Origin of the sequence: Clostridium pacaense (assembly GCF_020709765.2) — a bacterium.
GTDB classification, from domain to species: domain Bacteria; phylum Bacillota; class Clostridia; order Lachnospirales; family Lachnospiraceae; genus Enterocloster; species Enterocloster hominis.
The window spans coordinates 732698-757423 of record NZ_JAJFEB020000001.1; the positions used below are offsets into that span (position 1 = coordinate 732698).

Annotated in this window: 23 protein-coding genes; 4 read left to right on the top strand and 19 right to left on the bottom strand. The window is 51.9% G+C overall.

All coding sequences use genetic code 11. From position 1 onward, the window contains the following. The first annotated feature begins 138 nt into the window (after positions 1-138). A complete protein-coding gene (locus tag LK536_RS32970; protein ID WP_227795073.1) occupies positions 139-1041 on the top strand; it encodes a LysR family transcriptional regulator in 903 nt (300 codons plus the stop codon). Here LK536_RS32970 and LK536_RS32975 read toward each other — a convergent pair. From LK536_RS32975 to LK536_RS33030, 12 genes are all read right to left on the bottom strand, one after another. Beyond that, on the bottom strand, positions 1004-1834 hold the full coding sequence (locus tag LK536_RS32975) for a YihY/virulence factor BrkB family protein (protein WP_025482309.1): 831 nt from the start codon (positions 1832-1834) through the stop codon (positions 1004-1006). The genes LK536_RS32970 and LK536_RS32975 overlap by 38 nt on opposite strands. A gap of 17 nt (positions 1835-1851) precedes the next feature. Next, entirely contained in the window at positions 1852-2124 is a 273-nt protein-coding gene (locus tag LK536_RS32980) for an acylphosphatase (RefSeq protein WP_227795074.1), read from the bottom strand. 28 nt (positions 2125-2152) lie between these two features. Next, positions 2153-3097, bottom strand: coding sequence for a 2-hydroxyacid dehydrogenase (locus tag LK536_RS32985; protein WP_227795075.1), 945 nt, complete (start codon positions 3095-3097; stop codon positions 2153-2155). Positions 3098-3295: 198 nt separating this feature from the next. After that, entirely contained in the window at positions 3296-4606 is a 1311-nt protein-coding gene (locus LK536_RS32990; protein ID WP_506092064.1) for a YARHG domain-containing protein, read from the bottom strand. 159 nt (positions 4607-4765) lie between these two features. Beyond that, the gene (locus LK536_RS32995; protein ID WP_227795077.1) at positions 4766-6856 is read right to left on the bottom strand and encodes a M56 family metallopeptidase; all 2091 of its coding nucleotides are present in this window, start codon (positions 6854-6856) and stop codon (positions 4766-4768) included. Beyond that, entirely contained in the window at positions 6853-7242 is a 390-nt protein-coding gene (locus LK536_RS33000; protein WP_008715995.1) for a BlaI/MecI/CopY family transcriptional regulator, read from the bottom strand. The genes LK536_RS32995 and LK536_RS33000 overlap by 4 nt, the downstream gene beginning before the upstream one ends. A gap of 250 nt (positions 7243-7492) precedes the next feature. Further along, entirely contained in the window at positions 7493-9598 is a 2106-nt protein-coding gene (locus tag LK536_RS33005; RefSeq protein WP_120057495.1) for a PTS sugar transporter subunit IIC/EAL domain-containing protein, read from the bottom strand. A 173-nt stretch (positions 9599-9771) separates the two neighbouring features. Next, entirely contained in the window at positions 9772-10752 is a 981-nt protein-coding gene (locus LK536_RS33010) for a hypothetical protein (protein ID WP_227795078.1), read from the bottom strand. After that, complete coding sequence (locus LK536_RS33015; RefSeq protein WP_227795079.1) at positions 10749-12422, bottom strand: HlyD family secretion protein; 1674 nt, start codon at positions 12420-12422, stop codon at positions 10749-10751. The genes LK536_RS33010 and LK536_RS33015 overlap by 4 nt, the downstream gene beginning before the upstream one ends. Positions 12423-12431: 9 nt before the next feature. Further along, the gene (locus LK536_RS33020; protein ID WP_120057498.1) at positions 12432-13274 is read right to left on the bottom strand and encodes a carbohydrate ABC transporter permease; all 843 of its coding nucleotides are present in this window, start codon (positions 13272-13274) and stop codon (positions 12432-12434) included. A 28-nt stretch (positions 13275-13302) separates the two neighbouring features. Continuing rightward, positions 13303-14205: a carbohydrate ABC transporter permease gene (locus LK536_RS33025; protein ID WP_227795080.1), complete on the bottom strand. Its 903-nt coding sequence runs from the start codon at positions 14203-14205 to the stop codon at positions 13303-13305. Continuing rightward, on the bottom strand, positions 14168-16420 hold the full coding sequence (locus tag LK536_RS33030) for a type 2 periplasmic-binding domain-containing protein (protein ID WP_227795081.1): 2253 nt from the start codon (positions 16418-16420) through the stop codon (positions 14168-14170). Before LK536_RS33030 ends, LK536_RS33025 begins: the two co-directional genes overlap by 38 nt. Before the next feature lie 208 nt (positions 16421-16628). Here LK536_RS33030 and LK536_RS33035 point away from each other — a divergent pair, with 208 nt between their 5' ends. Together LK536_RS33035 and LK536_RS33040 are read left to right on the top strand one after the other, a co-directional pair. Continuing rightward, on the top strand, positions 16629-17321 hold the full coding sequence (locus tag LK536_RS33035; RefSeq protein WP_331472087.1) for a response regulator transcription factor: 693 nt from the start codon (positions 16629-16631) through the stop codon (positions 17319-17321). Next, on the top strand, positions 17314-18633 hold the full coding sequence (locus LK536_RS33040) for a sensor histidine kinase (RefSeq protein ID WP_227795082.1): 1320 nt from the start codon (positions 17314-17316) through the stop codon (positions 18631-18633). The genes LK536_RS33035 and LK536_RS33040 overlap by 8 nt, the downstream gene beginning before the upstream one ends. Position 18634: 1 nt before the next feature. Here the strand turns inward: LK536_RS33040 and LK536_RS33045 are convergent, their stop codons facing one another. From LK536_RS33045 to LK536_RS33055, 3 genes are all read right to left on the bottom strand, one after another. Next, positions 18635-19480, bottom strand: a complete 846-nt coding sequence (locus tag LK536_RS33045; RefSeq protein ID WP_227795083.1) for a GNAT family N-acetyltransferase — start codon at positions 19478-19480, stop codon at positions 18635-18637. 148 nt (positions 19481-19628) lie between these two features. Further along, positions 19629-20174 carry a permease gene (locus LK536_RS33050; RefSeq protein WP_227795084.1) on the bottom strand — a complete coding sequence of 182 codons (546 nt, stop codon included), beginning with the start codon at positions 20172-20174 and terminating at the stop codon, positions 19629-19631. Beyond that, the gene (locus tag LK536_RS33055) at positions 20171-20656 is read right to left on the bottom strand and encodes a hypothetical protein (RefSeq protein WP_120057504.1); all 486 of its coding nucleotides are present in this window, start codon (positions 20654-20656) and stop codon (positions 20171-20173) included. The genes LK536_RS33050 and LK536_RS33055 overlap by 4 nt, the downstream gene beginning before the upstream one ends. A 104-nt stretch (positions 20657-20760) precedes the next feature. On the opposite strand from LK536_RS33055, the gene LK536_RS33060 reads away from it, so the two are divergent. Further along, the gene (locus tag LK536_RS33060) at positions 20761-21414 is read left to right on the top strand and encodes a cyclic nucleotide-binding domain-containing protein (protein WP_506092065.1); all 654 of its coding nucleotides are present in this window, start codon (positions 20761-20763) and stop codon (positions 21412-21414) included. Here the strand turns inward: LK536_RS33060 and LK536_RS33065 are convergent. From LK536_RS33065 to LK536_RS33080, 4 genes are all read right to left on the bottom strand, one after another. Further along, the gene (locus LK536_RS33065) at positions 21411-22559 is read right to left on the bottom strand and encodes a DUF2812 domain-containing protein (protein ID WP_227795086.1); all 1149 of its coding nucleotides are present in this window, start codon (positions 22557-22559) and stop codon (positions 21411-21413) included. The genes LK536_RS33060 and LK536_RS33065 overlap by 4 nt on opposite strands. Before the next feature lie 207 nt (positions 22560-22766). After that, a complete protein-coding gene (locus LK536_RS33070; protein WP_227795087.1) occupies positions 22767-22961 on the bottom strand; it encodes a hypothetical protein in 195 nt (64 codons plus the stop codon). 415 nt (positions 22962-23376) lie between these two features. After that, positions 23377-23688, bottom strand: a complete 312-nt coding sequence (locus LK536_RS33075) for a chorismate mutase (RefSeq protein ID WP_506092066.1) — start codon at positions 23686-23688, stop codon at positions 23377-23379. 18 nt (positions 23689-23706) lie between these two features. After that, a complete protein-coding gene (locus LK536_RS33080) occupies positions 23707-24570 on the bottom strand; it encodes a helix-turn-helix domain-containing protein (protein WP_227795088.1) in 864 nt (287 codons plus the stop codon). Positions 24571-24726 lie beyond the last annotated feature (156 nt).

Sequence of the window (24726 nt, forward strand, 5' to 3'; positions counted from 1 at the left end):
ACAGGAAGCTTCCTCCGGACATGCCCTAAAATATTGTCATTTCACACACTGTCTGGTATTATATCATAGGAGTAACCATATTTAAAATATTGTTTTAATATATCAGATATACGTTTTTAATATAAGGAGGGCTGTGCCGTGAACCTGAAACAGATGGAATATTTTACAACAATCGTCAATGAAGGAAGCATTTCTGCTGCTTCCAAAATCCTCCATATATCCCAGCCGCCCCTGAGCACCCAAATGAAACTCCTGGAAAATGAACTGGGCGTCACACTCTTTGAGCGCGGTTCCCGTGCCATTGCCCTGACCGATGCGGGCAAGGTGTTCTATGAGCGCGCCCAGGGGATACTGGATATGGCCGGGGCCGCACGGCAGGAGATGGAGCAGATGGGACGCGGACTGCACGGATTTTTACGGCTGGGCATGGTCTCGTCCACGGAAACCAGCTCCATCATCGGACGCATCGCGGACTTCCGCGCCCAGCATCCCGGGATTTATTTCCGTATCTACGAGGGAAATACGTATCAGCTTATGGATAAGCTGAACACCGGACTGATTGAGGCAGCCATTGTGCGGACCCCCTTTCCCGAGGATTCCTATGAATGCTGCTATCTGGCGAAAGAACCCATGATGGCAGTGGGGATGCCGGGACATTTCCCGGATGTGGCGGCAGACAGTATCAGCCTGGAACAGCTTTGCACCTGCCCGCTGATCATCTACCGGCGCTGGGAAGGGGAGCTGAACCGCCTGCTCCCCCGTGAACGCCAGGATTACCTGTGCATCAATGACGATGCCCGCACCAGCCTTACGTGGGCCGGCACGGGCATCGGTGTTGCCATTGCTCCTGCTTCCATTGCCCGGCGCGCGCATCCGGGAATGCTTGTGAAAACCATTACCACCCCGGGCTTCACTTCACGTATCACGCTGATACGGCAAAGGGATAGGGCCATGTCCTCCATCGGGCAGGATTTCATCCGCTTTTTTAAGGAGGGATGGGACATCATTCCCTCCCAAACAGCTCTTTCCAGTAATAATTGATCTCGGCCCCGAAAAACAGGATGCACATGCACATATAGAGCCACAGCAGCAACAGCACGATGGCCGTAAGGCTGCCATACATATAGGAATAGTTCCTTCCCCCGATATGGTTGAAATACAGGGAAAATGCAAAGGAAAATGCCATCCATCCCACCGTGGAAAACACGGCTCCCGGAATCTGATCTTGCAGCTTCAGTTTCTTATCCGGCACAAAGGTATAGATTCCAAGGAAGAACATGATCAGGATCATCAGCGCCCAAAGGGCCCTGAAATTAATGATGTGGGTGACCACATCCGCTACAATGGGGAAACGGTTCACCATAAATGCCTGGATCATGTTGCCGAAGACCAGAAGGCCAAGGGAAAGGATGCATACCAGTATGAAAACGATGGTATATCCCGAGCAGATAAGCCTGCCCACCACATACCAGCGCTTCTCCCCATGCCCATGGACCCGGTTAAGCCCCCTGGCAACGCTGAACATCCCCCTGCCCGCCGACCACAGGGCCGTGATTGCGGTAACGCTTATCATGGTGGCCGGGGATTTAAGGGACAGGTCATTCACCACCCTGAAGGCAAGGGATTTGTAATCCACAGGCACCAGCCCTACAATCAGTTCCATGAACTGTGCATTGCTGATGCTTGGTATCATCTGTACGGCTGTAAGCAGCAGCATGATGAACGGAACCACGGACAGGATAATGAAAAAAGAAACCTGGGCCGCGTACACAGTCATCTCATCCTCTGCATATTTATCATATACCTGTTTCACTGCCACGATTAAACCGAACATAAACACTCCTCTGATACTTAATATATTTCCCTGAAACTGCTCTCTTTAATCACCGGGATCACCTCTGTTTCCATGCGCTCTATGCGTATGAACCGCCCCTCATGAAGCCGCTCCACCAGACGTGATATGGATGCTTCGTCCCCCTGGGCCTCCATCTCCACATCCCCGTCCCACAGATTCTTCACCCATCCCGTAAGTCCCAGGGAACTGGCCAGATAGCATGCCGTGTACCTGAATCCAACGCCCTGTACCCGTCCGGAAAATATGATATGTTTCCTGACCACATTCATAAAACCATCACTCCATTATAATAACCTGTCACCCCATCACGTTCTTTGGGGTGCCGTCCAGATATGCCGCCACATTGTCAAATACAATCACTGCCCGCTTCACCAGCGCTTCCTTTGTGGCAAATGCCACGTGAGGTGTGACGATGATGTTGGGGGCGGAAAACAGCGGATGACCCGTTTCCACCGGAGGTTCCTTTTCAAACACATCAATACAGGCTCCCCCAATCCTGCCCTCTGTCAGTGCCTCTGCCAGGGCGTCCGAATCCACCACCGGACCTCTGGCCGTGTTGATGAGGACTGCGTTTTTCTTCATCCATCCAATGCTTTCACGGTTCATAAGGCCGCGTGTCCCGTCATTAAGGGGCGTGTGCAGGGACACGATGTCACATTCGGATAACAGTGTCTTAAGGTCCACGAAGCGGACCCCCTCCACATCCCTGACCGTCCTGCTGTATGCCAGCACCTCACATCCAAATGCCTGGGCAATCCTGGCCACCCGGAGTCCAATGGCCCCGGTTCCAACCACACCGAACTTCTTGCCCTCCAGTTCAAAGCCAACCAGGCCGTCCTTTGTTCCCCCCTCGCGGCATACACGGTCGCATGGGATCACGTTCCGGTAAAGGCTGATCAACATGCCGAACACCAGGTCAGCCACTGCACTGGTGGAATAGCCCGCACAATTGCACACCGTGACCCCGTTCTTCCGGCAGGCGTCCATTGCAATATGGTCGATGCCTGTAAATGCCACTGCCAGAAGTTTCAGGTTCCTGCACCCGTTTATCACATCCTCATTTAACGGCAGGTTGGATACCACAATGATTTCCGCATCCTTTCCGCGCTCAATCAGCTCCTCCGTGCCGGTAACCTTTGTATCGTGATATACAATCTCCACCCGGCTGTCCAACGCTTCCTTTGCCATGGATAAAAGCTTATCCTTCTCCACTCCAAGCGGTTCAATTATTACCATTTTCATCTCAATCTACCTCCGATATTTTATGCAGGGATTTATGGCCGCGCTGCAGGGCCTTTATTTCCTATCAATTATATAGCACCGGATTGGATTTTACAAGCCAAAGACAGTTTGGGGGGATTTCCGGCAGGCAATGCGGGGGACACGTAAACATCCTCCTTCCCATCCGCCAAAAATGGCTCCCCGCCGGATTTTCCCTGATCATTGTTCCAGCTCCACCGCCAGTTCCAGATTGGCCTTCTCATATTCGTTAAACACGCCTGCATCAAACTTATCTGCGGGATATATACCGGAATACCATGTATAGGCGCTGAAAAAATCATTCCATAAATCATTCTTGAAAATGTATCCATGCCGGGCATAAACCTCATTGCGGAAAACCGCTGTCAGCTCCGGCGCCCAGCTGATCTGCTGCATTTCCTCCCTTGTGTAATATCTGGAGTCTGAATCAAAGACAGGCAGACCGTAATCCACAGGATATCCCTCCGCAGGATACCCGCCTGTGGTGCCTTCCTTAAGCTGCCGTTTATAAGCCGATATGATATAATGGAGTGCTTCTGCCGTTGGTTCTGACGCATCTGCCTTACGGTATCCATGATAATCCCATATGATTTCATTGGACAGGAACTGATACCCGGATGATACCTTCTTAAGGGTCACTATACACTCCTGGGTAAACTGAGTGTATCCGTCGGAAAGGCACCATATCCGGTACCTGTTTCCATCCACCTCGCCTCTGGGGCAGAAAAAGCTGCGTATATTCGTATCGCCATGCTCCGTATAGTACCGGTCATACTGCGGCAGGTAAACCCACCCAAGCCCAGTCTCCATCCGGTCAAGGGTAAGTCCTGTCTTATCCGCCAGGAACGCATCAATCTGCGCCTTGCCCAGACGTACCATATCCGTCATTATCTCCGTCTGTCCCACTGCCTTGAGAAACGCCTCCCTTTCTTCCCCTGTCATGGCAGGCTGGTCCATGCCTGCGCCTGAATAAAAAACCTCGTTCAGATCCAGGTATTCCGGGGACTTGTATTCAGACAGAAGAAAGCCGTAATTGTCAATCCGGTTCAGATATTTTTCAAAATACCGCAGTTCATCTTCATTGAGCTGGCGCGGTGCCGCAGATTCCGCTTCCGGTTGTGCAGACTCCCCTTCCGATTTTGTATCCCCCTCTTCCGGTTTTGCAGATTCCTCTTCCGGTTTTTCAGATTCCCCTGACGGATCATAAAACCCTTCTGTGTCATAGGATTCTGATGGTTCCTCATTGCTTCCATCCATCCCTTCCTCACCGCTACCATCCATCCCTTTCATTCCATCCCCCTCCGGACCAGACTCCGGATGGTCCGTTCCCTGCACGTCTGTCCCCACCGCCCTGCCGGCAGCGGGATTACATGCCGACAGTCCAGACATGGTCAGTGCCATTGCTAAAATAATCATGGTCCATGGTGCTTTTCCTTTTGTAAAACGGCATTTCCGCCTTAAGTCCTTTCTCTCCCTTAAACCTCTTCCCATCATGCGCCTCCTGAATTTATTACCAATATTTTACCATGGTTTGTGAATTACAATTATGAAATTATCTTTAATTTTACAAGCCCTCCCGGCAAAGGACAAGCCTGCTGTCATTACAACAGCAGGCTCCTTCTTTGATGGGAATCACTTCGTGGTCCCTTTCTATTTCTCAAATCCCTTCCATGTGACCTTCCACTCCCCATATGCATACTTCAGTTCAAGGTTCAGGTAGGTGTAGCTGTCCTCCCCTTCTTCCTTAAACCGGTATACTGCTTCCGCATACACCTCCTTTAAGTCCGGATGGTACTGTATCCTCAGTTCCGGCAGTTCTGAGTCATCCACGGCCACCGTATCCTCCAGCTCCTTACGGGAAAATGTACTGCATTCCCCGGCTGTTTTAACATCCCCGCTTAAATAAGCCCGGCAGAACCGCATGGCAGTGTCATAAACCTTTGATGAAATCATGTCCACGCCCAATGCAGAATAAATGCCTGACTTCAGCCCGTCCCGGAGGACCGCAACACGCTTGACGTCCGCGTCAGGGAACACATCTTCATCAAAGCAGAACAGAAGATAGATATCCCTTCCATCCCTCTGCTGGATTACCGGCTCATACAGGTGTTCTTCATCCCCGTATCCTTCCAGCTGTATCCCAATCTGGTGATTGTCCGCAAAACCAGCAGCCTCATCCTCATCGGCTCCCTGAAAATGCATGCTGAACGCATTGGGGTACTCTTCCACCGCCACCAGGGCTGCCTGGGTCTGGTCCGGTCCTTCTATGAGCTGATGGCAGGTATATGCGTCCAACAATTCCCTGTCATCCGTTGTAAACAGGTATTCCACGCTCCTGTCGTCCTGTGTAATGGATATCTTAAACGCGCCTGCATGTCCTGCATTCCATATGCTGATTACAAATTCCTCCGGTCCGGCCTGCATATAACCATAGCCGCGGTCCGGTCTGCCGTCCCCTGACAGGACGGTGCCATCCGCATCCATATATGATGTGACCTGGATGGTTTCCCTGTAATCACGTGGGACGGGCAGTGGCCTGCCGCTTTCCGCCTCCCGCCGTTCCATGGTCAGCTCATAGAAATTTCCCCACTGCTCCACCCCCACCAGGGCCAGCATATCCCCCTGCCCGATGGGCACTGCCTCTGTTTCCCTTTGTTCCTGAGACGGCTGGGACTGTGTATCAATTCCCCGGATAACATTTTCCGCAACAGACGGAACATCCTGCGTCCCTGTGGTTTCCACACTGCCTGTAAATGTACATGCCCCCAGCAGCAGGACCGCTCCCGCCACCGCCGCCATCATGGCCCCGGTCGTCTTCGGGTGTGCCGCAAGGATCCGGATACGTTCCCTGACGGTCCGCGGCCCGGCTGTCATTGTGGTGGCAACGGAACATATCCCTTTTCCCCTTCCCCGCGCCTCAATCATGCCTACCAGGGTCCTTCCATAGGCAAACCGTTCCCTTTCCCCCAGAAGCTTAACCGCTGCCTCGTCGCATGCCAGTTCACAGTCCTGTCTGGACAGCACTGCCGCCAGCCAGATCAGCGGATTCACCCAGTAAAGGCATAACAGCCCGCACCTTAGGATTCCCCAGTAACGGTCCCCATTGGACACATGGCTCATCTCATGGGCAAGGATATGGCACAGTTTTTGGTAATCATCGGAGGCGGAAACCGGGATATAGATTCCCTCATCCGTCCCCCACCCGTAATAACAGGGGGATTGGATCCCTTCCACCACATAGACCCGTTCTGTCACAAAAACCGGCATGGTTCCGTAAAATGCCTTTCTCCTGCTGACCAGCATCCTGTGGAAGCGCCGGTTGACCATAAACATCCACAGCCCCAGAAGCATGCTTCCCAACACCCATATAACCATGATCCAAAGCTGCCAGTCAATTCCCGCTGCCCTTTGGGCCAGCGTCACGGTCTGCCCCGCACTGTCAAAGTGATAGACATGGCCGGTAGCCACATTATCTGCCAGATATTCCAGGCTGGTTCCCGCAATCACCTGCCGGTGGACCGCATCCGCTGCATTCATCACGCTGAACCGCGACCGCAATGGGTCCGCCAGCCCCTTAAGGGGGCCATAGATATATGGACCAAACACCGGCCAGGCCAGACGGAGGACCACCAGCCCCCACAGGCCGTACCGGATATTGGGACTGATTTTATCTTTCAGTATCAGACGCAATGCAGCAATTGCCAGTATCAATACGGAAGATGATATCATGGTATCTATCATAAGCCTTCCTCCTCTGCCTTCCTGAGCACTTCATAGAGTTCTTCAATTTCATGCCTGGAAAGCGATTTTGAATTTGCCATGGCATCCACCATCAGGCTGACGCTTCCTTCATATACCCGCTCCAGGAATCCCTTTGTCTCCTGCAGGGCCGCATCCGCCCTTTCAATGGATGGATAGAACTGTTTGGCCCGCTGCCCTTCCTCATGGTGCACGGCCGACTTTGCCTCCAGACGGTTCAGCATGGTAATGACTGTATTCTTGCTCCAGCCCCTGTCCTTTTTCAGCGCCCTTGTCAGTTCCATGATGGTCTGGGGCGGGTTCTCCCACAACAGGTTCATTATCCTCCATTCACCGTCAGACAGACTGACCTTCCCGTTTTCCTCCATGAATACACCTCCTCTATAATCCCTGCAATCCATATTCTGATTCCGTGATGTAATGCTTTTTAGGTATACATATGTCTACTTAAAGCTTATCATGATGGTAGACATATGTCAACCTTTTCTTTTCTGACAGGTGCACATCATCCCCGCTTTTCCGGGAAGATTGCATCACAAAAAATGGATGCCCTCATTCAAGGTACATCCATCCCATCCTTTGACGCTGCATCCGGTTCTTTACTTCCCATCCGGTCCTTTACTTCCCATCCGGTTCCGGCAGCATTTTCACATATTCAATAAACGCAGGAAGGGGCAGGGGCCTGCTGTAATGATACCCCTGGTAAATCCTGCACCCAAGTCCGTCCAGGACCTTCACCTGCTCCTCTGTCTCCACACATTCCGCCACCGTGCTGACTTTCAGGATACGGGACATGTTCATGATATTGCCTATCAGTTCACAAGTCTGGGCATGGCCGGGCAGACGTTTAATCAGGGAACCGTCAATCTTCACCTCATCATAATCAGCAGAGTTAAGATAATTCAGGGAGCCATGGCCCATGCCGAAATCATCCATGCTGATACGGATTCCGGCTTTCTTCAGCTCCTCCAGCTGATGTTCCAGGTTGGCGCCGGGATTCAGGGCCACCTGTTCTGTCAGCTCAATGGTCAGATACCTGCCCTCCACATGCATTTCCCTCAGAATATCAATCACCTTTCCTGCAAAGCCGGGGTCCTCCAGCTGCAGCGGCAGGATATTAACAGAAAATGGAATTGGATGCCCAGTCTCCTGCTCCGCCATTTTCATGTCCCGGCAGGCCATGGAGACAATGGATAATCCCAGTTCGTCAACAAACCCGCCCTGGGTGGCCAGGGCAATCACCAACGGGGGATAGATAAACGTATGCCCCATATAATCCCACCGCAAAAGGGCCTCACACCCATAAAGTGTACGGTCCCGGTACATCTGGGGCTGATAATACAGCTGCAGCTCCCCCTTCATAAGCGCATACTGAAGGTCCGAGGACAGAAGCTTTGCTGTCTGCCTGTTCTCATATGTCCTCCAATAAAAATCCCTGACCCATACAGACTGCTCCTCTTCCTTCATGGTGTTTTCCAGGTTCTTTATCTTGGAAAGGAATTCCTTTTCCTGGATGGCCTCGCTATGCCTGACAAAAGGGATATAAATCAGGGTGCCCACTGCAAGGTTAAACAGCTGGAGCAGGCTGCCCCTCACTGAACCAGTGGCCAGGTAACCGCTGAACAGGGCGGGCACGGTCCACTCCACGCTGTTCGACACGGCGGGGACCAGGCTGAAATAGATAGCCATGCCGCTGATAACCGACAGGACGATGGGGGTAAGGATAAAGGGGAGTATCATATCCGCGCTGAATATAATGGGGAATCCGAACAATACCAGTTCATTGGTATTAAATACAACCGCGGGCAGGGACAGTTTGGCAAGACGCCTGTTGTTCTTTTTCCTGGCCGCAAGAAACAGCGCCAGAACCAGACAGACGGCGCAGCCGCTTCCTCCCATGAATACAAATGTGTCCAGGAATGTCTTGCTGAAGATACGGTCCGGAACAAGCCCCTGGGCAATCATGCCCTGGTTGACAGCCACCTCTGACTCAAAAAGCCTGCGCGAAACAGCTTCCAGGGTGTTGGTCCCGTGAATCCCGAAAAACCACAGGACATGGGATATAAGGATATAGAGCAGGATGGAAAACATGCCGTTGCCCAGATGCTCAAATAATTGCAGGAACAGGTATGAGCCGAAATTCATGATATTGGCGTCTTCAAACAACAGGTACAATACCAGTCCTGAAATACCGCACACGGCAACGGTGACCACAGCAGGTACCAGGCTCTGCATGGAGGCATTGAAATTATAGGCAACCCCCATGGTATACAGGCGCTGATGCCCCGCAACCCACCGGTAAATCATGGTAAGCAGCCAGCAGCTGACCAGGGTAATGCAGATTGCGGTAAAGCTCCACTCAGGCCCCCAGATGGAAAGCCCGCCGCTGGGATAACAGAACGCAATAAAAGAACAGAGGGACACCGCCGGAAAAAACACGGGGGTATTGTCATAAACCGTCTGTTCCTCCCCATAGGCATACGAAATCATCAGGGCAAAAATAAAGCCCAGTGAACCAAAGGTGGCCTGGTAAATCCCCATCAGGAACATATCCAGAAGACTGCCCGCCCCAGAAGCAAGGTAAGCCTGCCATATCTTCACAGGAAAATTCATGATGATCAGGGAAAATGACCCCATGATCAGGAATGGTATGGTCAGCAGAAGCCCCTGCCTGACGGAAAATATGAATATATTATGATTAAGGAACCGGCGGACTTTTTCCATTGGCTCACCCCCACCCTCTGGCCGCATCATTCATCCGGCAGCCGATAAATTCTCAATAGCCATTATACCATTCTTTCTCATCAGACACAATCCGGCTGTTGGGTGATTTTTACATTTATCCTGTAATCCATCCTATAAAAAAGCCCCTCTGCATTGAATTGCAGAAAAGCTTTTTACCCCTCCCGGTTCCCTCCGGCGAAATGTCCCCAAATCAGGAATCCGCCCGAAGCACCAAGGGAACATACTGCACTGATCATGGTCCTCCTTTTAAGTTGTTCCAGCCATTCCACCCGGTACGCCTCCCCCATCCTCCCCATACGGTCATGGAGTTCCCCTGCTTTCCGGCTCCAGAAGTCAAAATCAGACCATTTTCCCGGAATCAGCCCGGCCGGTATCTTCAGTTCCAGCTTCCACAGAAGGAGGATTCCAAGAAAAAGCAGGGATAATGCCAGGATTGCCAGACCAAGACGCCTTCTTTTTCCCACCCCTCTGCGCAACAGCTCCCGGCACAGCCAAATCAGTACCGCCACAGGGGCAGACATCACTGTCAGGCAGGAAAATGAGAAAAAGAGGAATCCGTCCACACACACATAGCCGTTTCCTATCCCATGACGGAACAGGATACGTTCCGCCGCTGTTTCGCCGGAGCTGTCTTTTCCGCAGCTGATGATCATGCAGCGCATCCCTTCCTCCTTACCTGCCGGTATCAGGATGACGTATCCGGAATCATCCGTCACCCCCCGTACCACGTATGCCTGGTCACGGCACCATACCTGTTTGCCGGACACTGACACGGAGCCGAACAGATCCATGGCCAGCCCCCTGCTGATGATACATCCCTCCCGGTCCGACCGGCAGCCGTAGGTCCCATCCACCAGGCGCCTGAAAGCCGCCATATCCCTGGAACCATGGACCGACATACATTCCGCCTGCTTCTTCCTTCCCAGTTCACGGTTTTGGACTAAGACGTCCTCTGTCAGGGTCCAGGCCGTGATCTCCTGGCTGACCAGACGGGCAAGTTCCTCCTGTGACGGCGCGTCATCCTCCCGGTAGTACATAAAAACCTGTCCCCCGTAATCCCCGGTGCTCCACGCAGTCACCGCGCCAAATCCCCACAGGGAAAACAGCAGCAGCAAAAAAATCCATTTTCTCATTTCCCCACCACCCTGACGCGTTCACCTTCACTGACCGCTTTATCCGACGTGGTAATCAGCCTGGCATCCCGGGCCACCGGTCCTGAGACGGCGGCTCCTGTACTGCTTTTCTCCAGTACTTCAAGGTTAATCCTGACAGCGGTCAGTTCTTCGCCCAGGATTGTCTTCGCAGGCTCTGCCGCCAGACAGTAGAATCCTATGTTGTCTTCCCTCAGGGCTTCGATGGGGATTACCAACGGATAGATGTCTGATTCCATATAGACGGAAAAGGATGCGCTGCCCCCAAGGCTTCCCTCCCCATCCGGCATCGCAGCCGTCACCTGCGCTTTATCAGTCCCTGCTGTCTGGTCCACCGACTCCACCTCTGCCTCCACCTCCCCTGGCTGCCCTGTGATTTTCACCTTCATTTTGGTACCCTGTTTTAATAGTTCTGACTTATCCTTATCCATCTGTGCAATCAGGTTCAGGTTTCCCACTGCCAGCCTGACCTGGGAACCGGCCTGGGTCCTGTCCCCTGCCTCCAATCCAGAGTCCGCCACGATTCCGTCCACCGCCGCCTCCACACGTCCTTCACCCGCAATCAGGGCATCTGTTTTTTCAAGTTTTTTCTCTAGCTGCCGTATATCCAGTTCCATGGATTCCTGGCGCAGCCGTGAGATTTCCTTCCTGGCCGCTTCCTCTGCCATCACGCCGGCATCGGACACCTTTGCGTTCTCCAGATTCTCCATGGACCGGTACAGGCTTTCCTCCAGCCCCTTGACCGCATCCCTTGCGTTTTTAAGCTTATCTTCCTCTGCCTTTACCGCATCTTCGTAAGCCTTGCGAAGCTCCTCCCTGGCTGTCTCTTCCCCGTAATCTATGTCCTCATATGTTTCCTCGGCCGCATACATGGCCGCCCTTTTCTCTTCCACCTCAAGGTCCTGCCCATCGCGGATGTCCTCCAGGTCTTCCTCCGCCCGCTCCAGTTCCAGCTGCGCCCGATCCAGGTCCTCCTCCGGCGCATCCTCCCGTGCTTCCAGCTTATCCAGTTTTTTCTGCCTGTCTTCCACTTCGCGCTCCGCCTTTTTTACCGCGGCATCCCTGGCCAGCCGCGCTGCCTCATAGGCCCTCCTGGCGCTTTTCATGGCTCTTCTGTTATCTTCCTTTACCTCTTCCCTGGTCCGGTTCTTCTTCTGCACATAGTCATGCTCCAGGTCAGCTGTGGAAACCAGGTAATCCTCTTCGGCCTCTGCCAGGTCTTCCTGACCGGCTTCAAGCGCCCTCCTGGCAGCGGCCAGCTGCTGCATGGCCAATGTTTCCTCCGTCACCCTGGGAACCGGTATGCCGGAAAGCTTTTCCTGCTCCAGCAGAAGCCTTGCCTTCTCAAGTTCCAGGGACAGGTTCTCCCTTTCTTCCACCAGCCGTTCCATCTGGAGCAGGAGGATGGTATCTCCTGCCTGTACCTTCTGGCCGGGCCTCTTAAGTATTTCCCCAATCTGCATGTCCTCCGGCAGTGTGATATAGACAAAACGTCCGGCCGCGAACTCCCCTGTCCCCTCTATCTCATAGGATACGATTCCCTGTTTCCCATATCCGGTTTCAACCCTGGTAACGGTAACGCTGTCAAGCGCCCTGGATAAAAAGGTCAGGACTGCCATGATTGTCAGGAACAGTACTGCTGTCTTCTTCATATTGATTGCTCACTCCTTGATTCCTGATGCGGCAATTCCCTGTTCCAGCGATTCGGTCCCCATGACAAAGAGGATGACAGGAAGCATCATCATGATGACCGAGGCCGCCCAGGCAACCCCTGCTTTGTCCGATGTGATTTCCGGCAGATAAAGGGACAGGGGCCAAAGCCGCCTTTCTTTTAAAAATGTCATGGGCTGCTCAATGGCATTCCAGCTCTCTAAGAATCCAAGGACCATCACAGATACGATTCCCGGCTTTCCCACAGGAATCCCCACCCTGGCAAATATGGAAAACTCCCCAGCCCCATCCAGCCTGGCCGCCTCAATCAGCGGCCTTGGAATGGACTCAAAGAATTTAGCCATGATAAATACCGGGAATGCGGAAAAAATCCCCGGAAGTATGACTGCCAGATGGGTATTTAAAAGGCGCATCTGTTTTAACACTAGATATCCCGGCACCATTGTCACCTGGAAGGGCTGTATCATCAGGATGATATAGAGGAAAAACAAGGCCTTCCTTCCCCTGAACCCAAAATGTGCAAATGCCCAGGCAGCTGGCAGGGCCGCCAGCAGCTGCCCTCCCAGCACCGCGCCTGTCTGCAAACAGGAATTCCAGAACATCACATAAAATCCCGGCGAGTCCAGAAGCAGTTCCACAAAAGGGCGTAGGGTGGGATACTCCGGAAGGAACACAGCCTTGACCGGGGAATTGCCCACCCCGAACAAGGCTCCGAAACGCTCCAGCATTTCCCCCTCTGACATCAGCGCATTGCCTGCAATCAGCAGAAGAGGCAGCCAGACAAAGAGACACACCGCCGTAAGGATAAGATTAACCAGTACACGTTTTACCATTGCTATCTCCTTAAAGGCCCTCCCTGCGTCAGTCATCCAGGGACCTTTCGGCGTATCTGCGCCGGAAGACGCCTGCACACACCAGGACCGGTATCAGGACCGCCGCCTCCACCAATACGGAAGCAGCGCTCATTTTCTGTATGTCCAGGGATACGAACCAGTTGTTGAACAGATGCTGCAGCATATAGATGCTTTCATGGGGATAATCGCCCGCCACAAGATAGGCTTCCCTGAATACTTTAAAGGAATTGATGATTGACAGCACTGCGGTCAGGAAGGCCGTGCCCTTTAACCCGGGCAGTGTGATGAAGCAGAAGCACTGCCATGGACCGGCCCCGTCCACCCTGGCCGCTTCATGAAGTTCCTGGGGGATGGCGTTCAGCCCGGCCAGCCAAAGCATCATATCATACCCTGTATTTTTCCATATGTAAGTAACCACCAGGATGCCAAACGCGCTTGGCTGGTTCAGCCAGTCCTGTCCGGCCAGCCCCACCAGCCCGGCCAGCTGTCCCAGAAGTCCCTGGGGATAAAAAAGCAGCTTCCATAGGAGGACCACCGAGGCAACCGGGATGGCCATGGGCAGGAGGATGGAGGTCTTATAGACATTGCCCCCTCTGCCTGACGGTGATGCATGTCCGGAGCAGGACTGTATCATCACGGCGGTACAGAGGGAAAATGCCATCAGCGCAGGGATGCACACCAGGATGAAACGCAGCGTATTTAAGGCCGCCAGGAGGAATGCCCGGCTCTCCAGCACAAGCCTGAAGTTAGCCAGTCCCACGAACCGTCCCCCAACCGCCTGCCTGAAGGAGCGCGCCACCATATCCGCAAACGGAATCAGGATGAAGACAGCCGTCCCTGCCAGGCTGGGGGCCAGGAACAGCCATGCCTTCCTATTCCGAGAAATACAAATCCGCTTTGTTCTGCGCATTTGCAGCTGCCTGCTCCAGCGGCATGGTTCCATCAAAGAATCCCATTGTCTCATCAACTATGATCTCCACAAGTACCCGGTCCGTCCTGATTGGGTGCGTGGCCATGGCCGCGGTTTCAAATAACATTTGGCACTCTTCCCTGGTAGGCGAACTGCCGGTGATACTATAAGAACCGTCGCCCAGGGTCACACTCAAGCCCCCGCCCTTATCCCCGCGGTCCACCCATACGTCTACTGCCCTGGTATTCACCGGGAGGCCGTCTGAGAGGTCACTGGACTGCACCTCCTGCCCCAGCACAAAGAGGACGAATTCCTCTGCCAGTCCTTTCCTCGGGCTTGCCTGGTTGATTCCAATGGTACCGTTTGGCAGATAGGATGCATTTACACCCTCCATCCTGTACCCATTCTTTTTCTGTACCGCCAGCAGAAGCGGCATGTCAAACATCCCTCTTACTTTATCCACGGCGGCAGCCGACAGGTTCCGGTCCACACGGTCGAATTCACTTCCAGGGAATCCGTCCGCACTGTCAACACGGTTATAGACACGCCCTCTTCCCCCATCCTCGGATTCATCAAAGCTGACCCTGGCCCCGCCGGCATCCCCCAGTATCTTTACGGTCTCAATCAGCTCCTGGATTTTGCCCGGACGCAGCTTACCCGTGGCGCTGTCCACAATCTCGTCATAGGTCAGCGCGATTACCTGCCGCATCAGGTTCTCATAGCTGCACTTAGGACGCAGCGGAAGGTGGGACGGGTCGCTCTGGTAGTTCCGCATTGCTTCCAGGGATGACAGGCTTCCTATGGCCTCCTGGTCGCCGTATGCAACGAACAGGATCATTCTGGACGGTATATGGTATATGCTTTTATCTGCCTGCGTATAAGGTCCTGCGGCCTGTTCCATCAGCTCCCCTGAGGATATCATCGGCTCCAGGATTCCCCGCATATCCTCCAGCACGCCTTTTTCAATGTAAGATTCCACCGGAAGGCCGTCCAGTATCAGGACATCCGCGCCATTACCGCCCAGAAGCTCAGTATTCAGCGCGCGGATGGTGTCTGAGGCCGTGGTGTTGCCGCCGCCTTCCTGCCCTCCGATCAGCTCCACCTTCACGTCCGGATGCTTCAGCTGGAACATGGAAGCCGCCTGGCGTATGGTGGACATGTTTTCCAGGTCCAGACCATATACGGTCAGCGTTTCAAGGGGCGCGGAGGGCATATCCCTGTCATATGTGTAATGTTTTATCTCATGCAGGTCAGATTGGGACATCCACACATAGAAATCAGTTTCATTTCCCACAAACAGTTTCCTGATGTATGCACTGGGAAGGCTCAGGGAGTTAAGGGTCCCGTCCGCCACTGTCTCCCAAAGGCTCCCGCCCTGGTTCATATGGTGGATACCCTCTGGATCAGCCGTGTAAAACCCGCCTTTCCCATCCGGCGCCATGGCCACATACATACTGCTAAGGTCCGTGGACCGGTACGCGTATTCGGTTGTGGCGGCCGCTGACTGACTGGAGATGTCATATTCCAGAAAGCCCTTGCTTCCATTGGTAATATACTGGTTTCCGGCAAGAAGACCGGATGTCTTCCATTCTGATGCGCTGGACTCCTGAGGCAGGGAGAACAGCTTTTCCCCTGTCTGGCTGTATGCAGACGTTTCCCGTCCGGTTGATAACAGGATTGTCCCGTCTTCTGTAACAGCCCCAAAATCAACCTGTGTGTCGTAATATCCCCGGTCATTTTTCACTGAGAATACATGTTCCAAAAGGGCCTGGGGCGCCTGCCCCTCTGACAGCCTGGCCATATTGCATTTGTAGTCATCCCCGCCCTGATATAACACATAGCGGTTTCCATCCCCGCCATATATCATGTGCAGGCTGTCATAGGGAAATGTCAGCCCTTCCATCATGCTCTCTTCCTGTTTCTCCCAGCCATCCCCTGTCCACACGTACCGGATGGCCGTCTTATCCTTATCCCTGATTGTATATAGTTCCAGTTCCTTATCCCAGGTCTGTCCCACATCCGCCACATGTTCCCCGTCTTCCAGGGGAATGCCGATACTGCTTTCCACGTATCTTCCCCTGGGTATGTCCTTCTCCTGGCGCGCCTGGTTTTCCCCTGACGTACCCGGTTCAGGCGTTCCAGGGGCTGAACACCCCCACAGTCCTGTTACCATGATACATGCTGTAAGGCAAAGGCCCATCAGCTTTTTTATCATTGCAAATCCCTCCCTCATGATCCGTGATTTTTGTGATACCCGTATCATATCAGACAAATCTCTAAAAAACCTTAAAAAATGGAAGAATTTCTTTTAGGATTTTTAGAGATTTGTCTGATATAATGTTTTTGATGATTTAACACAAGCTTCAATACAATAAGGATACCGGTACCGCGTCACATCAACATGGGTACTGGTGGCGCGAGGTATGAACATGAGGATTCTGCTGGTTGAAGATGATAGGGAATTAAGTGGTACCATAAAGCTGCAGCTGGAACAGGCAGGCTATGAAACTGACTGCTGCGGACAGGGACAGGAGGCATTCTATTATGCGTCTGAATATCCCTATGATGTGATAATATTGGACCGGATGCTTCCCCAGATGGACGGGCTAAGCGTGCTCCAGGGACTGCGGCGGATGGATATCACCACACCGGTCATCATTACCACTGCGCTGGACGGCGTCAATGACAGGATAGACGGGCTGGACGCCGGGGCCGACGATTATCTGGTTAAGCCATATGCTGCCGGTGAGCTGCTTGCCAGGATCCGGGCAGTCACCAGACGGCCCGGCAGGCTGGAACAGGGCCGCGCAAAAACATTTTCCAATATAACCATGGACACGGACCGCCGCGAACTGGCCGGGCCTTCCGGCACTGTCAGCTTAAGCAGGAGGGAGGCCGCCCTCATGGAATACCTGATGCGCAATGCCGGACAGGTACTCCCCCGGGGGCTGATACTGTCCTACATATGGGGGCCTGACTCCGAAGTGGAGGACGGCAATCTTGACAACTATATCTATTTCTTAAGAAGGCGCCTCAAAGCCGTTGGCACGGCTGCCCAGATCAAGACCGTGCACGGGATTGGCTACCGCCTTGAGGATGGAGGCGGCCATGATTAAAAAACTGCACCGGCAGCTCACCGCCCTCTTTACCATGGTAACCGGCCTTATCCTGACCCTGGTGGTCATAGGAAGCCTGGTGGTCAGTTCCAGGGAACTGGAGAAAAAAACACTGGAAGCCTTCCAGAATGATGTCCTTAACATCACCTCCAGGCTTCAGTCCGGCGCCACCATCAGCTGTACCTGGCTGTCACAGCTTGAAAGCAGCGGCAGGCTCATCATACACATCGAGGACAACGGGATTCCCCTGCTCTATTCCGGCTCCTGGTCCCCGCTCACCGACCGGGATCTCTTGATTGGACGCGCCAGGGAAATGGCCCTGGCCCAGCACATCGACCCATCCCTAAGGCCGGTATCCTCCTCGCTGCTGCGCAGCCCCGTATATACGGTGGAGGGAAACCACAAGGATTCCTATCTTGGATGTGTCCTTGTACTTCCGGTCGGTAAGGGGTTCCAGAGCCTGACCCTGCTGGCCTATAAAGATCCTGCCTCATCCAGCCTGTACAGTCAGGGATTCCTGTTCCTCCTCCTCAACCTGGCGGGAATCGTGGCCCTTATGTCAGTAAGCTGGATCCTGGTGGGGAAATCCTTAAAGCCGCTGAAGGAAAGCCAGCAAAAGCAAAATGAATTCATTGCGGCAGCCTCCCATGAACTGAGGGCGCCCCTGGCCGTCATACGTTCCAGCCTGTCCGCGGCCCGGTCAATGCCGCAGAACCGGGAGCAGTTCATGGATAATATCGATAAGGAATGCTGCCGTATGTCCTATCTGGTGGGCGATATGCTGCTTCTGGCATCCGCGGACGCGGGACACTGGGTCATACGCATGGCGCCCCTGGACATGGATACCCTTCTCATCGATATGTACGAACGGTTCGAACCGCTCTACCGGGACAAAGGGGTTCATCTGCTTTTAGAGCTTCCGGAATCCTCCCTGCCCAGGATAAACGGGGATGGGAAACGCCTGGAGCAGATTCTGTCCATCCTTTTGGACAATGCCCTGCGGTATACCCCAAAGAGCGGTTCCGTCAGACTTTCCGCCTCCGTGGAGCAGGTTACCCATCTGCTGGCCGGAACCAAAAAAAGCCTGTGTCTGACCGTGTCAGACCAGGGCTGCGGAATCGATGATCATGCAAAAAAACATATTTTTGACCGTTTTTACCAGGCCGACAGCTCCAGAAGCGACAAACAGCATTACGGACTGGGACTGAGCATTGCCAAAGAGCTGGTGCAGAAACATGGCGGCTCCATCAGCGTTGTGGATTCACCATCCGGAGGCGCGTGCTTTGTGGTGCGCCTGCCGGTGATGCCGTGAATCAGCCTTGTCCGCCCTCCCCATCCAGTGTGAAACGCTGGGTGGGATATCCGTATTCCACCAGCAGTTCCGCCTCTGCAAACCCCAGGCTTTTGATTTCTTCCCGCTGCCCATTATCCGCCCTGTCACCTTCCCGGAATGTGGTGATGCTGATTTTCCTGTCCTTCATCCACTCACCCATAAGCCGGTCCAGCAATGCCCTGGGAATCCCCTTCTTCCTGTACAGCGGATGGCTGCCCATAAAATCAATGCTTCCGTCCTCGCGGGAGAACAGAAGGATACCCACGGCAGTCTCCCCGTCCTTCATGACCAGGGCCTGTCCCCCGGCAATCTTCTGCTTCAGTTCGCGGACATACTCCGTCTCATCCAAATACGGAAACCCATCCACAATCAGGCGGACCAGTTCCATCACGCATGGGACGTCCGCCTCTGTTGCCAGCCGGATATCCATCCGTGCGCTTTCCTTTTTCTCCAGCATGGCGTATGTTCCCTGAAACTCAAACCGCAGCTGCAGAGGATAGAATTTCTCATTTTCCCGGTATCTGCTGGGAGGAATCTTATACATGGCTGAAAATATATCCGTAAATGCCTGCTGGCTTTCATATCCTGACGCCAGCGCTATGTCAATGATGGGCTGGCTGGAGAAGACCAGCAGTTTAGCGGCCTCTGTCAGCTGCCTCCGCCTGACATAATCATGGATGGTAAGTCCCACTGTCTGGGAAAATACCCGGTGCATATGATATTTGGAGTAATGGACCTTATCTGCAATCTGTTCCAAATCCAGTTTCTGCGTCAGATTGGATTCAATGATGTCAATAATCCGTGTTACTTTTTCAATACGGTTCATTCCTGCTTTTCTCTCCTTCCCCCTGTATTGTGGTCCTTGTCATGGCTTCCGTCAATTATAGACATGGTGCGATATCCTGTCTTCATTATTCTTGCCCTATTTTATTTTTTCCTGACTCATTTTAGCTCTGATTCATTCTTGCCCTGACTCATCCTTGCCCTGATTCATTCTTATTCTTCCTATATATATGTCCCATCTCCTGTTCCGGCAACAGCCCTTCGATGGAATACGCAATCACAAATACGACTGCCAGGTTAAGTATAAAACGGCTTGCTGCAAACCGCAATCCCAGGGAAGAGATTTCGAAAAGCAGAAGCGGTACACGGATACTAACACTGGAACACAGGAAAATAAGTACATTGGAAATGCGCCCGCCCTTCTTCAACAGCAGTCCTGTAATGGGAAGCAGCGCATAGACAGGCACTGCTGTAAGCATTCCCATAAAAAGTGACAGGAATGCGCCGGACACACCGGACCGGTTCCCCATCATCCCCATCATTCCATCCTTTTCCACCCATACGTCCATCAGCCCCACGCAGAGGAACACAGGAGCCAGGTTCCATACGAACTGCGCGAGTCCTGCGCCCGTATAGGAAATGACGCCGTACCACATACCAGGCAGAAATACCAGGACCAGAAAAAGAACCAGCAGACAGACCAGGATTGTCATGATCCATGCCCCTGACTTCTTCATAATACCGCCTCCAATATAAGGGCTGTCAGCAGGGAAAACAGGAAAAAGAACAGGTTCCGCAGGACTGCTGCCCGGATTCCCAGATATTTTGTCTCAAGAGGCAGCGTTACAAGGCCCACGGTTGTCAGGGCGGATATGAATGCCGCCATCTGCGCTGTCCCCGCCCCGTTCTTAAGCAGCTCAGAAACCACCGGGAATACTGCCAGGACCGGTACCAGGGTCACTGCCCCCGCAGCAGCCGAGAGAAGGATTCCGCCAAATCCCGTTCCTGTCCCAAGAAAACCGTGTATCGTCCCCGGTGTCAGTACCAGAAGGACGGCGCCCGTACACATGAGGATTGCAAGAAAATAAGGCAGCACTCCCTTCATCATAAGCAGCGCCCTTTTTACTGCCATCTTTGTCTTCTTCCTGTCCTTATGGTATGAAACCGCCAGCAGCACGGCGGACAGGCCGTAATAAAACATTGTGAAACCAATATCCATTCCCGCTCTCCTTTTCTCTCCTGTCATCTTGCATATATGTGTCAATTATAATACAATCATGTCAGGAGGTAAGTTGCCCAGGCAACGTAATTGCGATGAAACCAATGATTGAGTATTTAGAAGGAACCAGGCTGTTTGCAGGCATTTCCAGGGAAGATACCGGCCGTCTTTTATCGTGCCTGAACGCCTATCCTGTGGAATATGCACATGATACTGTCATTATTGAGGAAGGCAGTAAGGTCCGGGCCTTCGGTATCCTTTTGTCAGGGCGGGGCAGATCTTATAAAACAGACCTGGACGGCAACATCCTTACCGTCACGCTTTTAAACACAGGAAGTGAAATCGGTGTGATCCTGGCAGCCAGCCCTGATCATCCAAGTCCCGTGTCAGCCGCAGTGGAACGCGGAAGCGCTGTACTGTTTATTTCCTATGACAGTTTGATGAACAGCTGCGCCAGAAACTGTGCCTGCCACAAGAGACTTATCCGTAACTTCACAGCAAGCGTGGCACAAAAGGGCCTGGTGCTCCATGAACGGCTGGACTGCCTGCTCCGCCCATGTGCGCGGGATAAAATCATGGCTTATTTAAAAAATGCCTCCTGCCCATCGACCGGAGGTACCTTTACTGTCCCTTTAGACAGGAATGCCATGGCCCAGTACCTGAACATGGACCGCAGCGCCCTGTCCAGGGAACTGTCCAAAATGAAAGCAGACGGAATCATGGATTTCCATAAATCCACATTCCGTCTGCTGGATTAGATTGTTCCGGCTAACACCTGGAGAATGGAAACCAGTTCTTCACGGCTGTCAGCCGGATATGTCAGGAACCAGACAAAATCATCCCTGACCGCAATGCATTCCAGCCGTTCAGCTACCCATGCCTGGTCAAGCCCAGATATATCTACTGAAGCAAAGTCCTCTGGAGAACCGGCAAATACAGCATCCCTCATCAGAAGTCCCGCCATTTGGCTGGTCATGCCTGCATCCTTCAGACGATAGACATCCTGCCGCATCCAGACCTCCCTGCCGTCTACATCAATCACCTCAAACGTATCCCAATGCTCTGTTAAAAGTGACTGTCCATATTTTACCTCACTGACCTGGTTTTTTATAAAACTCTGTGTCCGTTCCCCATTTATCCCAATATCTGAAAGTACAAGATATGGTCCATCCGTTTCAGACGGCATTGCATGTTTATAGCTTCCTGCCCACTGGCAGATTGCCAAGACGCCAAAGACAGCGGTAAACAGCATCAGGGAACCGTTCAGGAACTTTGATACTTTGCAGCCCGGTACCTGCAGATAATCAGAAAGCTTCCCCGCCTTCATCCTGCGGCACAAACGGACAAGATACCATACACCCCGTAAATCCCTGTACATCAGCCATAAAAATAAAAAGATGAATCCGGTCACGGCCGCTGTATTCTCAATCCATCCCCTGTATGCAGATGCCGCCAGGTGGCTGTGTCCTCCATAGCCTCCCAGCATACTCCCTAATAACAGAAAGAATGCAATGGACAGCGGCAGCTGCAGAAACGAAACCATATATTGTTTTTTCAGCCCCTTCAATGCAGCTGCATACGCCTCCGGCTCCAGGTACAATTCCGATGCGCCGCCGTTCCCGGTTGCACTGAACACGTGGATAAAACCGCGTCCTGTCACATATTCCCAGCCAGACTCCTTATAGGCAGCAATCTGTTCTTCTGTAAAAGGCGGTTCACCTGATTGGGCGGGGACTGCAGGAACAATCCCATACCGTATCGTTTCCGGCTCCGAACGCCTGAAACTGCTTAAAAATGCGTCGCGTTTTACAAGAAGCCAGCCCTTCCCAGCCATTTTTGTATAAAACTGCCTTGTCTCCCCTATCGCAAACTCCTGGGGATGAAATGCATACTTTCGTTCCATTATCTTTTATCCTCCACACTTTTCTGCTAGGTTGGGTACCATTTGGGCACCATATTAAATGTATCTGCACCGCTTAAATTCCGGGTACGGCTCTGCCAGAATCAGATGGATATTGTCAGAGTAATCTACGTTTTGGGTATTGTCATCAATAAATGAAATATCCCGGCAGAGAGCAAAAAGGCCCAGCAAGGTCCGGAAGGGATTTTTTTACGCCTCCATTTCCAGCGCCTCCATCAGCATTTGGGCCCAGCGCAGAAGTTTAGGCTGCTGGTACTGCCGGGCGTAAAGCACAAGTTCTTCCTCGGAGGAAAAGAAACTATAAAAGTAAGACTTTGAAATGCCTACCTTCCTGCATATGAACTCTATGCTGTTGTGGATAAGCCCTCTCTCATTTCTGGACATACCTCTCCTCTTCATTTAAAGTATGAGAACAAAATTTCTTCATTTTACTGCATCCTCTTTGATTTACTGATAAATCTGATTGATTTTCCAATAACCATTCACCTTTCTAAGATTGATACCGGAATCACCGCCCATCATGACTGCTACATTTCTTTTTGTGATTTTCATTGTCTTTATTCCTCTTTCCATATGATTATTTTAATTACGTGTAATCATTAGACGCAGGAGCAGGGGAAAAGTTTCATAGTTACGATTTATTTTTTCTCACATTCCCCGGTCCGCCTATCTTGCCAGAAAAAACGCCCTGATCCACGGCTTTCGTCCCTCGTTCATCCACAGCAATACTCCCTTCCTCATTCCAAACATTTTCACTATATCTTAGCTGCTTTACTCCGTCCTCTTGGATATAGGGGTTTTATGTTCTATTACTATTTGAAAATTCCTGTAGCTCCATAGTTACAAATCGTGAAATCATTTCCCGATATAAAGCTTCTGCCATATTGGCATCTGCTCCATATTCTTTTGCCATATTCCGGACTTTGGCAATGACTGCATCCACACGATCAGGGGCTTTGACACTGGCCTCGTTCTTCTTAAATTTGGAAGCCTGAATCACATAATTCCCCCTCTCTGCTATCAGTTTTATGATTTCGTTATCGATTCGGTCAATATTGGAACGTACTTCTTCTAAACTGCTGCACTGCATAATCGTTTCTCCTTTTGCCATATCCATTATAATGTTACTTTATTTCTGCAGAACAATTTCCTTCCACCTTTCATCCTCCTTTAAAAATCCATAGCTTTCTTCATCCCGAAAGCATTTTAATAAATTATTCTTCAGTTCAGCCAGGAACTCCCCCCTCATTCCCTTAAATTCCATATGCCCGTAAAGAGGGGACCTATAAAAGCTGCCTATCTGCCCTATGCTGGAAAGCATTTCTTTCATTGTAGCAATTACTGTATCTGCATCCTGTTCCGCGGTTGCAATATCAAGCCGGGAAGACGCCTCACAGTATTTTCCCATTTCAAAGCACCTCGCCAGCTCCTCCTGCTTCCTTACCAGCATATGCGCCCGGTCCATCTCACCCTGATTCATTGCCAGCATATACATTCCATGAAGCACTCCGCTTGCCAGCTGATAATGTGAGTAAAGAAGTTCCTCATAGGCTTTATATGCCTCGGAAATCCGGTTGGTTTTGCCGTAAATCTGTGCCTGTTTCATTTTCTTTACCGGGTCCTGCATCATACGTTGTGCATCCAGTATTACAGCCAGCTGCAAAATCAGCTGTTCACAATTTGGATACTGTTCCAGTTTCTTCTTTACCCACAGAAACGCCTCTTCATAAGGCTTTTCCTTCAGCATGGAGTCTGCTTCATAAACGAGCGCTTTTATTTCCTCTGCTGTCAGCTCCTCACGGAATGACAATAAAATATCTGTCGTAATGCCTAAAAGCCTGGCAATGGGCGCCAGCAGCATAATATCCGGCATAGAAGCCCCATTTTCCCACTTATTGACCGCCGGTGCCGTAACTCCAAGCCTGCCCGCTATCTCTTCCTGTGTCATGTTTTTATTTTTACGATATTTACGGATTACCTGTCCTAACTGCATATCAGTGCCTCCTTATTTTATGTATTGGCCTTTGCTGGTTTCATGATAGCAGACAGCTGCATTCTTCACAACTGAACAGGCGTTAAGTATCTTTCAAAAATATTAACCATCGCTCATATTCAAGATAGCCGCCTCTTTTCGACGAGACATAGGTAA

Coding starts and splice junctions, on each gene's coding strand:
- LK536_RS32975 (WP_025482309.1), bottom strand. CDS start 1,834: ATGTTCGGTTTAATCGTGGCAGTGAAACAGGTATATGATAAATATGCA.
- LK536_RS32980 (WP_227795074.1), bottom strand. CDS start 2,124: ATGAATGTGGTCAGGAAACATATCATATTTTCCGGACGGGTACAGGGC.
- LK536_RS32985 (WP_227795075.1), bottom strand. CDS start 3,097: ATGAAAATGGTAATAATTGAACCGCTTGGAGTGGAGAAGGATAAGCTT.
- LK536_RS32990 (WP_506092064.1), bottom strand. CDS start 4,606: ATGGGAAGAGGTTTAAGGGAGAGAAAGGACTTAAGGCGGAAATGCCGT.
- LK536_RS32995 (WP_227795077.1), bottom strand. CDS start 6,856: ATGATAGATACCATGATATCATCTTCCGTATTGATACTGGCAATTGCT.
- LK536_RS33000 (WP_008715995.1), bottom strand. CDS start 7,242: ATGGAGGAAAACGGGAAGGTCAGTCTGTCTGACGGTGAATGGAGGATA.
- LK536_RS33005 (WP_120057495.1), bottom strand. CDS start 9,598: ATGGAAAAAGTCCGCCGGTTCCTTAATCATAATATATTCATATTTTCC.
- LK536_RS33010 (WP_227795078.1), bottom strand. CDS start 10,752: ATGAGAAAATGGATTTTTTTGCTGCTGCTGTTTTCCCTGTGGGGATTT.
- LK536_RS33015 (WP_227795079.1), bottom strand. CDS start 12,422: ATGAAGAAGACAGCAGTACTGTTCCTGACAATCATGGCAGTCCTGACC.
- LK536_RS33020 (WP_120057498.1), bottom strand. CDS start 13,274: ATGGTAAAACGTGTACTGGTTAATCTTATCCTTACGGCGGTGTGTCTC.
- LK536_RS33025 (WP_227795080.1), bottom strand. CDS start 14,205: ATGCGCAGAACAAAGCGGATTTGTATTTCTCGGAATAGGAAGGCATGG.
- LK536_RS33030 (WP_227795081.1), bottom strand. CDS start 16,420: ATGATAAAAAAGCTGATGGGCCTTTGCCTTACAGCATGTATCATGGTA.
- LK536_RS33035 (WP_331472087.1), top strand. CDS start 16,629: ATGAACATGAGGATTCTGCTGGTTGAAGATGATAGGGAATTAAGTGGT.
- LK536_RS33040 (WP_227795082.1), top strand. CDS start 17,314: ATGATTAAAAAACTGCACCGGCAGCTCACCGCCCTCTTTACCATGGTA.
- LK536_RS33045 (WP_227795083.1), bottom strand. CDS start 19,480: ATGAACCGTATTGAAAAAGTAACACGGATTATTGACATCATTGAATCC.
- LK536_RS33050 (WP_227795084.1), bottom strand. CDS start 20,174: ATGAAGAAGTCAGGGGCATGGATCATGACAATCCTGGTCTGTCTGCTG.
- LK536_RS33055 (WP_120057504.1), bottom strand. CDS start 20,656: ATGGATATTGGTTTCACAATGTTTTATTACGGCCTGTCCGCCGTGCTG.
- LK536_RS33060 (WP_506092065.1), top strand. CDS start 20,761: ATGATTGAGTATTTAGAAGGAACCAGGCTGTTTGCAGGCATTTCCAGG.
- LK536_RS33065 (WP_227795086.1), bottom strand. CDS start 22,559: ATGGAACGAAAGTATGCATTTCATCCCCAGGAGTTTGCGATAGGGGAG.
- LK536_RS33070 (WP_227795087.1), bottom strand. CDS start 22,961: ATGTCCAGAAATGAGAGAGGGCTTATCCACAACAGCATAGAGTTCATA.
- LK536_RS33075 (WP_506092066.1), bottom strand. CDS start 23,688: ATGGCAAAAGGAGAAACGATTATGCAGTGCAGCAGTTTAGAAGAAGTA.
- LK536_RS33080 (WP_227795088.1), bottom strand. CDS start 24,570: ATGCAGTTAGGACAGGTAATCCGTAAATATCGTAAAAATAAAAACATG.